The following is a 13,099-nucleotide window of genomic DNA, read 5'->3' on the forward strand; positions in this document are numbered from 1 at the left end:
GAATCAGCGCACCCTTACCGCCGCGTAGCGCCCACCGGGAGGACGCCGTGCTGAGCACCATGCAGGACGTACCGCTGACTGTCACCCGCATCCTGACCCATGGGATGACCATCCACGGGAAGTCGCAGGTGACGACCTGGACCGGCGAGCCCGAGCCGCACCGGCGCAGTTTCGCCGACATCGGCGAACGCGCCACACGCCTGGCGAACGCTCTGCGCGACGAGCTGGGCGTGGACGGCGACCAGCGCGTCGCGACCCTCATGTGGAACAACGCCGAGCACGTCGAGGCGTATCTGGCGATCCCCTCGATGGGCGCCGTGCTCCACACGCTCAACCTGCGCCTCCCCGTCGAGCAGCTGATCTGGATCGTCGACCACGCCGACGACAAGGTCGTCCTCGTCAACGGTTCGCTGCTGCCGCTGCTCGCACCGCTGCTCCCCCACCTGCCGTCGGTCGAGCACGTGGTGGTCTCCGGGCCCGGCGACTGCTCCGTGCTGGAGGGCGTCGCTCCCCGGGTGCACGACTACGAGGACCTGATCGCCGGGCGGCCCACCACGTTCGACTGGCCGGAGCTGGACGAACGCCAGGCCGCCGCCATGTGCTACACCTCCGGCACCACCGGCGATCCCAAGGGTGTCGTCTACTCCCACCGCTCGGTCTACCTGCACTCGATGCAGGTCAACATGGCCGAGTCGATGGGTCTGACCGACAAGGACACGACCCTGGTCGTCGTGCCCCAGTTCCACGTGAACGCGTGGGGACTGCCGCACGCGACCTTCATGACCGGCGTCAACATGCTCATGCCCGACCGCTTCCTCCAGCCGGCGCCGCTCGCCGACATGATCGAGAAGGAGCGGCCCACGCACGCGGCCGCCGTCCCGACCATCTGGCAGGGGCTGCTCGCCGAGGTCACCGCCAAGCCGCGCGACCTCAGCTCCATGGCCAGCGTCACCATCGGCGGCGCCGCCTGTCCGCCGTCCCTGATGGAGGCGTACGACAAGCTGGGCGTACGGCTCTGCCACGCCTGGGGCATGACGGAGACGTCTCCGCTCGGCACCATGTCCAACCCCCCGGCCGGGCTCACCGAGGAGCAGGAGTGGCCGTACCGCATCACGCAGGGCCGGTTCCCGGCGGGTGTGGAAGCACGTCTGGTCGGTCCGGGCGGGGAACACCTGCCGTGGGACGGCGAGTCCGCGGGTGAGCTGGAGGTCCGCGGTGCCTGGATCGCCGGCGCGTACTACGGCGGCGCGGACGGCGAGGACCTGCGGCCCGAGGACAAGTTCAGCGAGGACGGCTGGCTGAAGACGGGGGACGTCGGCGTGATCAGCGCGGACGGCTTCCTCACGCTCACCGACCGGGCCAAGGACGTCATCAAGTCCGGCGGCGAGTGGATCTCCAGCGTCGAACTGGAGAACGCGCTCATGGCCCACCCGGACGTGGCCGAGGCCGCGGTCGTCGCCGTCCCGGACGACAAGTGGGGCGAGCGGCCCCTCGCGACCGTCGTGCTCAAGGAGGGCGCCACGGCCGACTACGGGGCACTGAGGACGTTCCTCGCCCAGTCCGTCGCCAAGTGGCAGCTGCCCGAGCGCTGGACGGTCATCCCGGCGGTGCCCAAGACGAGCGTGGGCAAGTTCGACAAGAAGGTGATCCGCCGGCAGTACGCGGCCGGCGAGCTGGACGTCACGCGGCTCTGAGCGGAAGCGGCCGGGCCCGGGCCGCGGTACAGGACGGGGGCGGTACGGGTCCTCCCGTACCGCCCCCGTCCCTCGTGCCGTGCCCGCCGTGCCCGTGCCCGCCGTCCGCCGTGCCCGTGTCCGCCGTGTCCGTCGTGCGGTGGACGGTCAGTTCGTGCCTATCTTCGCCAGCAGGTCCACGATCCTGGACTGCACCTCGTCGCTCGTCGAACGTTCGGCGAGGAAGAGCACGGTCTCGCCCGAAGCGAGCCTCGGAAGCTCGGACTCGTCCATACCGGCCGACGTGTAGACGACCAGCGGGGTGTGGTTCAGCGCGCCGTTCGCCCGGAGCCAGTCGATGATCCCCGCGCGGCGGCGGCGTACCTGCATGAGGTCCATCACGACCAGGTTCGGCCGGATCCGGGTGGCCAGCTCGACCGCGTCGTTGTCGCCCGAGGCCCGGGCGACCTGCATGCCGCGCCGCTCCAGCGTCTCCGTCAGCGCCAGCGCGATCGGCTCGTGCTCCTCGATCACCAGGACGCGCGGGGGATGCTGGTCGCTGTCGCGCGGGGCGAGCGCCTTGAGGAGTACCGCCGGGTCGGCGCCGTACGCCGCCTCCCTCGTGGCCTGCCCCAGGCCTGCCGTCACCAGCACCGGAACCTCGGCCGCCACGGCGGCCTGACGCAGCGACTGCAGAGCCGTACGGGTGATCGGGCCGGTCAGCGGGTCGACGAACAGCGCGGCGGGGAACGCCGCGATCTGGGCGTCGACCTCCTCCCGCGAGTGCACGATCACCGGGCGGTATCCCCGGTCGCTGAGGGCCTGCTGGGTGGAGACGTCGGGCGCGGGCCAGACGAGCAGCCGGCGCGGATTGTCCAGGGGCTCCGGGGGCATCTCGTCGTCGACGGGTTGCGGCTGCGGCCGGTTGGCCACCTCCACGGCCCCACCGGGGCCGTCCAGCGGCTCCGGCCCCTCCGCACCCTCGTCGGGTGCGCCTATCGCGTACGAACGGCCCTCGGACGCCGGAGCGGACAGCAGACGGCCGGAACCCGAACCCTGCGTGGTGCTCCCCTGGGCCCCCGCGGGCTGCGGCGGCACCGGAGCCGGGGCGTCCTGCGCGGCGGGTTCTGCCTCCGGCGGTGCGGTGAGCTTGCGCCGGCGTCCGGCGCCGCCCAGCGTCTGGTTCTGCTGGTGCGCGAGGTGCTGAGCGAAGGGCACGCCCTGGCCCAGTGTCCGCACGCTGAACGCACGGCCCTGGGTCGAGTCGGACGACGGCATCGGCTCCTCGGCGGGCAGCGGCCTGCGCAGCCCGTCCGGAGCCCGGGTGCCGCCGTCGGCCGGAGCAGCCGTCCCCGTCGTGTGCGCCGTGGCGCCCGGGGCTTCCCACGGCTCGTCGCCGGGCGTCTCGGCGCCGTCCTCGGGCACCAGCCCCGCCAGGCCCTGACCGGACGTGCCGGACTGCGCCCAGTCGGGCTGCGGCGGGACGACGGGCAGCGGCTGCCCGGGGGCCGCCTGGGCCTCGGGCGCCTCGGCGGGGCGTGCCCTGCGGCGGCCGGACGGCAGGGGGTGGGGCTGCGGCGGGGTGTGATCGGCGTCCGGCTCGTTCCGTACGGCGTCGTGGCGCTCGCCCGGCGCGACGCCCACGGGCGGAGCCTGCACGTCGGGCCGGGTCGTCCCGGGGCGGCGCAGCTGCGGTTGGGCGGGCCGGCCGTCCGGGCGGGCGGGTGCGGGGGCCTGCACGGTCTGCGGCACCGCCTGAGGAGGTGCCACCACGGGGCTGCCCGTCGCCATGGGCGGGACACGGTCCGCGGCTGCCGGGGGCAGCGCGAACGGGGTACGCGGCCCTGTGGGCTCGGCGGCGGCCGAGCGCTCCTGCGCGGCCGAGAGAGCGCGCCGGGCACGCCGGCCGCCGGACTGCTGGCCCTGCCCGGCATCGGCGGAGGCGAGAGCGGGCAGGGCGGCCTGCTCGGCGGAGCCCTGACGCCCCGTCCGGCCGGATGTGGGGTTCGGCACGCCCTGCGGCGGCACGGTCTGCCCGAGCTGGGGGCGTCCGCCGACTCCCTGCGCGCCCTCGGCGGAGGTCACCACGGACCCCTCCGAGGCGCCCGCCGACGCGGCCGGGGGGAGGGCCAGTGCCTCCCGGGCGCGGTCCTCCTGGACCGGGGCTGCGGCCTCCGCCGGGCTGGGACGGCCGCGCCTGCGACCGGAGCCCCCGCCCTGCTGAGACGGGGTCATGTCCGTCTCGGGCTGCGGCTCCTGCGGTGCGGAGGGCTCCCTGCGGGCCCTGCGCCGTCCGGTGGGCTCCGCGGCCGCGGTGTCCCCGTCCGGTGCGGGACCCTCGACGGCGCTGTCCAGGAACGCGTCCGTGGAGGCCCTGCGCGCCCGGCGGCGTCCGCCCTGGGCGGGCTGCGGTGCGGGTTCCGGCGCGGGCGCGGGGGCGAGCTCGTGCGCGGATTCCGGGGCCGGACCGGGCGTGGGTTCCGGGGCCACGGGCCCTGGAGTCACGGGTCCCGGGGCGGCGGGCTCCTCCATGACCGGGAGCGGCACCGGCGCGATCGTCCCCGCGCCCGCGCCGATCGGCACCTCCAGGACGTAGGCACTGCCGCTCATGCCCGGCATCTCGTGCGTCTGGAGCACGCCGTCGTGCGCCCGTACGATCCCGCGCACGATCGGCACGTGCACCGGGTCACCCCCGGCGAACGGACCGCGCACCTCGATCCTGACCACATCGCCCCGCTGGGCCGCCGCCACGACCACGGTGGAGTCGACGTAGCCGCCCCCCGGGACCAGCCGTGCCTTGCCCGTGGAGTCGACCCCGGCGACGTCCGCGACGAGATGGGCGAGCGCCGTCACCAGGCGTCCCGCGTCGACCTCGGCCTCGATCGGCGGCGCGTGCACCGCGAACTGCGCACGGCCGGGACCGATCAGCTCGACCGCGCCGTCGATGCCGGCGGTCACCACGGAGTCGAGCAGCACCAGCTGCTTGCCGAGCACCTCGGTGCCGCTGTCCAGCCGCTGGTAGCTCAGGACGTTGTCGACGAGCGTCGTCATACGCGCGTAGCCCGCGGCGAGGTGGTGCAGGATCTGGTTGGCCTCCGGCCAGAGCTGGCCGGCCGGGTCGGCCGCGAGCGCCGAGAGCTCGCCCCGCAGCTCCTCCAGGGGGCCCCGCAGCGACTCGCCCAGGACGGCGGTCAGCTGGGTGTGACGCTCGCCGAGATCGGCCAGGCGCTCGGTCTTGTCCTCGAGTTCGGAGGCGTAGCGCTCGGTGCGGTCGGCGGTCTCGGCCGCGTGCTTCTCGTTCAGCGCCTCGACCTCGGCGCGGTGCTTCTCGGTGAGCTCGGCGATCTCGGCGGCGTGCTGTTCCGTGAGGCCGGACACCTCGCCGGTGTGCTGCTGCGTCAGTTCCTCGAACGGCCTGCGGTCGGTGAACGTCATGACGGCGCCGACCAGCTGGTCCCCGTCGCGTACGGGTGCGGTGGTCAGGTCGACCGGCACCTGCGCCCCGCTCTTGGACCAGAGCACCTGTCCGCGCACCCGGTGCTTGCGGCCGGACCGCAGGGTGTCCGCGAGAGGCGACTCGTCGTACGGGAAGGGCTCCCCCTCCGCCCGCGAGTGCAGGATCAGCGTGTGGAGTTCCCTGCCGCCGAGGTCGCTCGCGCGGAAGCCGAGGATCTGCGCGGCGGCGGGGTTGACCAGGACGACCCGGCCGTCGGTGTCCGTGCCCACGACGCCCTCGGACGCGGCACGCAGGATCATCTCGGTCTGCCGCTGCGAACGGGCGAGCTCCGCCTCGGTGTCGACGGTGCCGGAGAGATCGCGTACGACGAGCATGAGCAGCTCGTCGCCCGTGTAGCTGGAGTGGATGTCGTTGTAGCCAGCCTGCCCGCTGTCCAGGGAGGCGCTGGTGACCTCGGCCGGGTACTCGGTGGAGTCGGTCCGGCGGGCGACCATGCGCGTCGGCTTGGTCCGGCCCTGCTCGTCCGCGGCGTCCGGCGTGCGCATCGACCCGGGGATCAGCCTGGAGTCGAACTCCGGAAGCAGGTCGAGCAGTCCGCGTCCCACGAGCGCGGTGCCCGGGGTCTCGAACATCTCGAGGGCGATGGTGTTGGCGTTGACGACCGTGCCGTTGCAGTTGACGAGCAGGAGCCCGTCCGGGAGGGCATCGAGTATGGCTGCGAGGCGAGCAGCGCCTCGGGATGGCCTGCTGCTCACGAGACGCTTCCTCCCTGAATACCGCACCTTGCCGACAGCGGGCCCCATCCTGCCCCTCGGGCCTCAGGCTGTCACTGGAGGAGTCTAAAGGCAGGGAGCGCGTGAGGGGCGGCGGATGAGGGGGAGCTCTCACCAAGGTTCTGTGCACACGGTGTACGCCGGTGGTCCTCGACGTGCCCTCGCGCGCCCCTTCTGACGTGCCCGGATACGGCTCCGCGCATGCCGGAACCGAGCGGCCGAGGGCCCGGAAAGCGGCGGTCCCGCACCTCGGGGCGACCGATTTCACGCCCCGTTGTGCGCCGCCGCGGCCGGCCGAAGTCCCGGCGCACGCCCCGCCGAACCGGCTACGGGGGCGCGGCGGGCCGGTCGCGCGGCGGGTGCGGAACGACGGCCGGAGGGGGCGAGATCTTCGTCGGGACGTCCGGGACGTCCGGGGCGGAGCCCGACGGGTGCCGCTCGTGCCGCTCGTGCCGTCAGGGTGCGCCCCTCGTGGAGAGAACTCGTGCCGTACGCGTGGGGGAGAGTTCGTACGCGCGAGGGGCGCCTGGGACGGGTCAGGTCACCTGGCCGACGGGAGCACCGGCACGAGGGCGTTCCAGCGGGAGATCTCGCATCCGTTGGCGCGGCTGAAGCGGGCGTCCACCTTCTGCCCCTGCCAGGTCCCCTCGACCCGGGCGGCGGCGGGTCCGCCCATCTGCTGGGTGCACATCGCGTTGCGGTCCGTGGCGGTGAAGGGGTTGTCGCCCGACTCCGCCGCCTCGTCCAGCAGGTCGCAGGCCCGCTGCGCGGCGGGGTGGCTTCCGCCCGCGGGGTCGCACTCCAGCTCGAAGACACCGTCGGCCGCGGGGTTGCCGGATTCGGAGACCGTGACCGTGAGCTTGGTCTGCGTGTCCGCGGCCGGCCAGTCCCCCTGAAGGATGGGGAGAGGGGGCAGGGGCACCAAGGGGGCCGCGGCGCTGGCGAGGGGAGTGGCGGCGGTCAGCGCGGCGACGGACACGACGGCGGTGAGGGTGAGACGGCGCAGCATGCGGGGCTCCATTGCTCTGGCGCACCCGGGGGCGCGCCGGTCTGCTCCGGCACGCACCTGGACTGCGGGCGCACCGGGCACACGGGTCACGGACGGAGGGCGGAGCCCTCGCCTCTCTAACGCTCCGTACGTCCGCACGTTGCGCAACTCCTGGGGGGCCGACCGGAACGGCCGCCCATGCCGCGGTCGCCGCGGTGCGGGCCGGGGCTGCGGGCCTCCGGGAGGTGACGGGTGCCCCGGTCGTCCCGGACCGGCGGGCCCGCGACATCTGCCCGGGGCGCTTTGCCTCGCCACCCGCCTGCCTAGTACCGTGAGCAGCGATTGGTGACAGCGCGCTCGTCTGTGTCATCATCTGCACGCACCACTCGCGCTCGCGCGGGGTGTGCTGGAGGCGTCGCCTAGTCCGGTCTATGGCGCCGCACTGCTAATGCGGTTTGGGTCTTAAAGCCCATCGAGGGTTCAAATCCCTCCGCCTCCGCAAGATCCGAAGCCCCGTGCCACCGGCACGGGGCTTCGGTCGTTCCCTGGCCGTCTGCTCGCGGTACGAGGGGGTGCGCGGGTGGGACGGCGCGACGGAGGTAACTGCTCCAGATGGGTGTTTTCGCAGGTCAGGCGTGGTGTGCCTAATGGATTTCGCGTGACGGCGCAGGTCATGTAATGTTGTTCTCGCAACGCCGACCGGGGAGAAAAAAACCGGGAAGCAAGGTCACCGGCCAACACCGCGACCACGCACTCGTAGCTTAACGGATAGAGCATCTGACTACGGATCAGAAGGTTGCAGGTTCGAATCCTGCCGAGTGCACAGCAGGCCAGAGGCCCTCAGGAGAGATCCTGAGGGCCTCTGTCGTGTGTCGTGACGGCAGTGATTGACGGCAACCGCTTCGAAGGGCCGCTGCCGGACCGATCAGACGGCTACGAGGACACCGGCCGCGCCGCCGTCATCGTCCGGCCCATTGCCGTCACCCCTCAGCGCGTCCCCGACGCGGTCGAAGGCGGAGCGCTGGGAGTCCAGGCGAGGTTGACGGCAGCGCCCAGGCTGCAACGTGACCGAGACCGTGACGCACTGGGGAAGCGTGGCCGGGGCCGGCGGGTGGTTGCTGGAGACACACGTGGCGGGTGCTTGTTCGGCGCACCCGCCGTCGTGGCTGACTTTCTGTGGCTGAAGTCGCCACGGCACGGGGCAGCCGACCAGAGAAGGTGTCGCGGTCCGGAGCTACGCGGACATGGCGTAGGTGAAGCCGAGGGAGGTGAGTCCTTCGGCCTGGCACAGCTGGTCGGAGGGTCCGCCGATCTCGGTCTGGAGGAGTTGGTAGGCGGCGCCGTGGGACTGGCCCCAGTGCATGGCTGCCCGCCACAGGACGCGTCCCAGGCCCTGGCCTCGGGCCTCGGGGAGGACGGCGAAGTACTGGGGCATGAGCTGGGGGCGTCCAATGGCGTCGGGCTGGATCTCCATGGGGCCGATCGCGCCCACGATGCGGTCCTCGATTGCGGCGGCGAGAACCGGGCCGCATCGGCCGGCCTGCATCTGGGCGTGGAGGAAGGACAGGCCGTCGCCGGCCATGGCCTCGGCGAACGGGGCGAAGGTCTCCTGCGCGGCGGTCGGCCAGGCGGTGATGGGCCGGACCGGGCCATCGGGGGCGGGGCAGGAGCCGGTGGTGAAATCCTTCAGCTGGATGCGGGTGCCGCGCGGATACGTGGTCTCGGGGCCGAGGGGGCGTACGACCCGGGCGCCTGCCACGCCGTACCCGGCGGCGAGCTTCGCGGCTAGCTCTGCGGCCTCATCCACGACGCCGTCGGGGAGCCCGTAGGCGAAGACCTTCAGAGTGCCGCGTCCGCGCCGGGTCAGGGTGGGGATGAGGGTGCGCTCAGGCTGATGCACCACGTCCTCGCGAAGGACTTGCTCGTCCTTCTCGCCGCCCCAGCGCCGGTCCTTGTCGTAGGGCAGGAAGCCACCGGTGTAGGCCGCTCGCAGGACGCCCTCAAAGATTCCGACGGTCAGGGCGTCGGGGTGGACAGGACCGAGAGTCGGCACGATCGGCGCGGTCAGTTGGGGCCGGAGCCAGTGCCAGCGGAAGAACATGAGCGGCACCCTAATGGTGAGCCGGGCAGGGCTCAGGCCCCGACGCGAGCACGTCGGGGCCTGAACGGAGTTGACCGGATCGTGTTGGTCAGTGGGGGTTGTCGTCCCCGGCGTCGCAGGAGCACTCCGCGCTCTCCACGATCACGTCGAGGTCCTGGACGGCGGTGATCGACGCGGTCGCGACGGGCGGGGCCGTGCGGCGGGCCGAGGTCGGCGGGCCGGGGAGGATGGTCACCGGTACGGGCGGGGTCATGAGGCGTTCTCCTTGTCTCCATGCTGGCAGTAGCTGTGCAGCGGCGCCTTGGCCTCCTGGTAGTGCTTGGCCAGGGGGCGGCAGACCCGGCAGGTGCCGGACAGGGCGCAGCCCTCGCACCCACCGGTGCGAAGCATGAGGCGGTCGGCGATGGCGCCGAGCCGGGTGAGGCCGTCGATGCCTTCGGCCATCAGGTCGATCTGGTCATCGCGGCCGACCTTGCAGATCGAGACCTTGGCGTGCGGGTCGGCGTGAAAGAAGGTGTGTCCGGCGTTGCAGCCGGCGAACGGCTTGCGCTGGCGCAGATGGGCGGCGGACTGGGCGAGCAGCGGCTCACCACCGCCGTAGATCGTGGGCGTCATGTTCGTGTACGCGTGGTTCTCGACGTTCCACTCGTCGGCGAGGGCGGCCATCTCGTCGGCCTCGGAGGCGTTGTCCTCGGTCACCACGACGTTGATCCGCAGCGGCAGGCCAGCCTTACGGGCGGCGTCCATGCCGCGCCGGAACGCCTTCCACGCACCGCGGCGCTGGGTGAGCGTGTCGAAGGACTCCTCACTCGCCCCGTACATGCTGACCACCAGGCGGTATGGCGGGCAGTCCCGGAAGAGCTTGAGGAGGTCCGGCCGCCAGAGCAGCGAGCCGTTCGTGGAGATGGTGAGCATCATCCCGGCCTGCCAGGCGTACCGGTAGGCGCCCTGGAAGTCCGGGTCCATGGTGGGTTCGCCGCCGGTGATCTGGAGCCAGAGGACGCCGGCCTCGCGCATGATGTCGAGCAGCCGCACCTTGTCGTCCCAGCCGAGGCCGGAGAAGGGCCGCTCGCCGAGGTAGCAGTGCTTGCAGCCGAAGTTGCAGCCGAGGTTGATCTCCCAGGAGGCCCGGCAGTAGCCGTACGGGGACGGCTCGCGCACCAGCACCGTGCCCTGTGCGGGTCGGCTGACCAAGTCCAGGTCCCACAGGTCGGTGGCGGTCTGCACCGCCCAGGCGGGAAGCGACTCACCGCCGATGGCGGCTTGGCGCAGACCCTCGAAGTGGTCGGCGGAGATGCGGGCGCCGGCCCGTGCTCCCGGCTTGAGGAGAAGGTGTCCGTCGAGGAACGGGGAGGCGATCAGAGCGTGGGCCATCGGTGGCCCTCCTTCCGGATCACGGAGCGGGACAGCACGCGGGACTCCTGGCGGCCGGAACGGCAGTGGATCTCGCCAAGCCCGTTACAGGTGCCGCAGGTCTTGCCGGACGAGTTGGCGCCGCTGCCACCGCAGTCCCCGCACTGTTCGTTGCGAGGTGAGCGAGGGCGCTGGGGCTTGTGCGGGCTCGCGATCAGCTGGTGCACGAGACCTCCTCCATCGCGTCTTCCCAGGTGTGCTGTTTGGTGTGGTCGGCGAACAGACAGCAGCCCTCGCCGTCAGGCCCCGGGGCGGTCACCGGGCAGTCCGGCAGTGCGACGAGTTCCGTCTCGTCTGTCCCGTGCCAGCGGAGCCACAGCGCGGTCCCGTATGCCCCGGCGTCGGTGAGGAGACCGAAGTGCTCACCCTCGTCGTGCGCGGACAACTGACACTGCACTGCTCTGTCGATGTACGGGGCGGCCGACTTCTCCCGCGCTTCCCGTGCCAGTTCGAGGGGCACCCGGTGCCAGTGCGCGCACCGCATCACGACACCATCCGGAAGGACGCGACGGCATTCCGTTCCTGCTGCGAGCACCGGGGGCAGACGCACGGCGGGTAGCTGCCCGGGTTCTCCGGGACTATCGGGTCTTCGCCCACGTGTACCTCCGTAAGAGGTCCCCACGTCTGGCCGGAGTCGCGGGAGACCCGCAAAGTCATCCGTACGTCGTCCTGTCCGTTCGCCATGGTCAGGAGCATCGCGATCCGCGGGTCCGGCCAGAAAGGCCAAGCGGATTACCCAACTTGGGTAACATCACCCTCGGTTGACCAAGTGCAGCGATCCGTAGTCCTCATGCCGGAGCGTGCCCGATGCCCGAGCCATCTCGCTCGAAGGAACTCCCGGTCAGCCTGCTCACGGACCCAGTGATGATCGAGGCATGCCAGGCCAGAGACTTCGGCCGCATCTTTCAGCTGGTCAAGGCACGAGCAGGCATCTATCCGTCGATGGTCGCGCGTCGCTGCGACCTGACCCCGAGCCGCGTGGGCGAGGTGATCGCCGGACGGCGGCAGTTGCTGCACATGGGCGTGATCGAACGGATTTCTGACGGACTGCGCATCCCCGGACACATGCTCGGCCTTGCCCGTCGTTCCTGGGAGACGCCGCCCAGCCTGACGGTCACGCCCCGCGAACCGGCCGAGGTGCCGACCTCAGCCGTGAAGCCGCTGGTCGCAGGACTACCAGGAGCGGACGTCGACAGCATCCTCGCCCTTGCTGCCGAGCGGGATCTCAGCGCTTCGACGCTGGACGCGCTGCACTCGTCGATCGCGGACTACTGGCGCCGGGACGACGAGCACGGCGGCGAGACCTTACGGCCGGCAGTCGTCGGCCAGCTCCGCTACGTCGTCGACCTCCTCAAGGAGCAGCGACCGGCTCCTCTACGGGACGGCCTGCACAGCATCGCGGCCGAGCTGGCACGGCTCACCGGATGGACCTACTTCGACGCCCGCCAGTACCACCAGGCACGCGCCTACTTCACCGAAGCCCTCGGCCTGGCCAAGGCCATTGACGACCGCCAGTTCATGGCCAACGTCCTCGCCTGCATGAGCCTCCAGGCCACCTACCAGGACAAGCCCGGCGACGCCCTCGCACTCGTCACGGCAGCCCAGGACCAGGCTCGAACGGCCGCGGGGACGACACCGCGCGTGCTGGCCATGCTCGCGATGCGCGAAGCCTTCGCCCACGCCACCCTCGGCAACCACGGCGCGACCCACACCGCGATCTCGGAAGCCCACACCCAGTTCGGACGGATCGGCGCCAGCGATCCGGACCCGGCATGGGTCGCCTACTTCGACGAACCGAAGCTGATCGTGGACACCGGCATCGCGCACGGCCGCCTGGGCGAGGCCGCCCTCGCCGAACCCCTCATCGCGGACGCCCTCCGCCGAGAGCACCAGACGAACCACCGAGGCCGCGCCTTCCACGCCTTCTGGCTCGCCCGCACCCAGCTCCAGCGCGGCAAACTCGACGAGGCGTGCCACACGGCCATGGACGCCCTGGTCCCGGCGGCGGCCGTCAGCTCACAACGAGTCGCCGGCCACCTCCGGGAGTTCTACGAACAGCTGGAGCCCTTCCGCCGCGAACCGGCTGCGGTGGCATTCGAGTCCCGGCTTAGGGAAGTGCTGCCCCGTCAGATCAGCGGATCGCCTCGTCCATGAGGACATAGAGCAGCCCGACAAGGGACCCGCTGCTGACGACCTCGCGACGGTCGATCATGCCCCGCACGTCGGCCAGCGGGATCCACTCGATCCGGTCCGACTCATTCTTCTCGGTCGGCGGACCCTCGTACGTCGCCCCGTCGGCCCGGAAGACGTGGTGCTGGGAGTCGGTGATGCCGTTGGCCGGCTCGGCGTAGATCAGCGGCTTGATCGGGCCGGGGCGCCAGCCGGTCTCCTCCAGCACCTCACGGGCAGCCGCGTCGGCCGGCGTCTCGCCCTCCTCGACCAGGCCCATGGGCAGCTCCCACGCCCAGGCGTCCGTGATGAAGCGGTGCCGCCACATCATCAGCACCTCGCGTCGCTCGTTGACCACGGCAGCCACGGCCAGGTGCCGGAGCTTGACGACGTGGTGCTCCCAGCGGTTCCCGTCCGGCGTCTCGACGTCGGTGAGCCACACGTTCACCCATGCGTTCTCATAGATCGGACGTTCCCCGTGGATCTTCCACTGCATCGCTGCGGCCCCTCTCGATCGGCCTCCAG

The 13,099-nt window shown here is 71.8% G+C and carries 9 protein-coding genes and 2 tRNA genes; 4 read left to right on the plus strand and 7 right to left on the minus strand.

Annotated features, from left to right (window positions below):
• The first annotated feature begins 47 nt into the window (after positions 1 to 47).
• Positions 48 to 1,694, plus strand: coding sequence for a long-chain fatty acid--CoA ligase (locus OHT61_RS16630; protein WP_329039254.1), 1,647 nt, complete (start codon positions 48 to 50; stop codon positions 1,692 to 1,694).
• Between the two features lie 147 nt (positions 1,695 to 1,841).
• Here OHT61_RS16630 and OHT61_RS16635 read toward each other — a convergent pair whose 3' ends face one another.
• Positions 1,842 to 5,885, minus strand: coding sequence for a response regulator (locus tag OHT61_RS16635; protein WP_329039256.1), 4,044 nt, complete (start codon positions 5,883 to 5,885; stop codon positions 1,842 to 1,844).
• 559 nt (positions 5,886 to 6,444) lie between these two features.
• A complete protein-coding gene (locus OHT61_RS16640) occupies positions 6,445 to 6,912 on the minus strand; it encodes an SSI family serine proteinase inhibitor (RefSeq protein WP_329039257.1) in 468 nt (155 codons plus the stop codon).
• 387 nt (positions 6,913 to 7,299) lie between these two features.
• Between OHT61_RS16640 and OHT61_RS16645 the strand changes: the two genes are divergently transcribed.
• Positions 7,300 to 7,390, plus strand: a tRNA-Ser gene (locus OHT61_RS16645).
• 251 nt (positions 7,391 to 7,641) lie between these two features.
• A tRNA-Arg gene (locus tag OHT61_RS16650) sits at positions 7,642 to 7,714 on the plus strand.
• Positions 7,715 to 8,125: 411 nt separating this feature from the next.
• Here OHT61_RS16650 and OHT61_RS16655 read toward each other — a convergent pair.
• From OHT61_RS16655 to OHT61_RS16670, 4 genes are all read right to left on the minus strand, one after another.
• Positions 8,126 to 8,992, minus strand: coding sequence for a GNAT family N-acetyltransferase (locus OHT61_RS16655; protein WP_329039258.1), 867 nt, complete (start codon positions 8,990 to 8,992; stop codon positions 8,126 to 8,128).
• 88 nt (positions 8,993 to 9,080) lie between these two features.
• Complete coding sequence (locus tag OHT61_RS16660) at positions 9,081 to 9,245, minus strand: hypothetical protein (RefSeq protein WP_329039259.1); 165 nt, start codon at positions 9,243 to 9,245, stop codon at positions 9,081 to 9,083.
• Positions 9,242 to 10,366 (minus strand): radical SAM protein, encoded by a 1,125-nt coding sequence (locus tag OHT61_RS16665; protein WP_329039260.1) that lies wholly within the window; start codon positions 10,364 to 10,366, stop codon positions 9,242 to 9,244. Before OHT61_RS16665 ends, OHT61_RS16660 begins: the two co-directional genes overlap by 4 nt.
• 193 nt (positions 10,367 to 10,559) lie before the next feature.
• On the minus strand, positions 10,560 to 10,889 hold the full coding sequence (locus OHT61_RS16670) for a hypothetical protein (protein WP_329039262.1): 330 nt from the start codon (positions 10,887 to 10,889) through the stop codon (positions 10,560 to 10,562).
• A 323-nt stretch (positions 10,890 to 11,212) separates the two neighbouring features.
• Between OHT61_RS16670 and OHT61_RS16675 the strand changes: the two genes are divergently transcribed.
• Positions 11,213 to 12,559, plus strand: a complete 1,347-nt coding sequence (locus OHT61_RS16675; RefSeq protein WP_329039263.1) for a hypothetical protein — start codon at positions 11,213 to 11,215, stop codon at positions 12,557 to 12,559.
• Here OHT61_RS16675 and OHT61_RS16680 read toward each other — a convergent pair.
• A complete protein-coding gene (locus tag OHT61_RS16680) occupies positions 12,537 to 13,070 on the minus strand; it encodes an NUDIX hydrolase (RefSeq protein ID WP_329039265.1) in 534 nt (177 codons plus the stop codon). The genes OHT61_RS16675 and OHT61_RS16680 overlap by 23 nt on opposite strands.
• Positions 13,071 to 13,099: the final 29 nt, after the last annotated feature.

It is taken from the genome of Streptomyces sp. NBC_00178, assembly GCF_036206005.1.
In the GTDB taxonomy this organism is placed as follows: domain Bacteria; phylum Actinomycetota; class Actinomycetes; order Streptomycetales; family Streptomycetaceae; genus Streptomyces.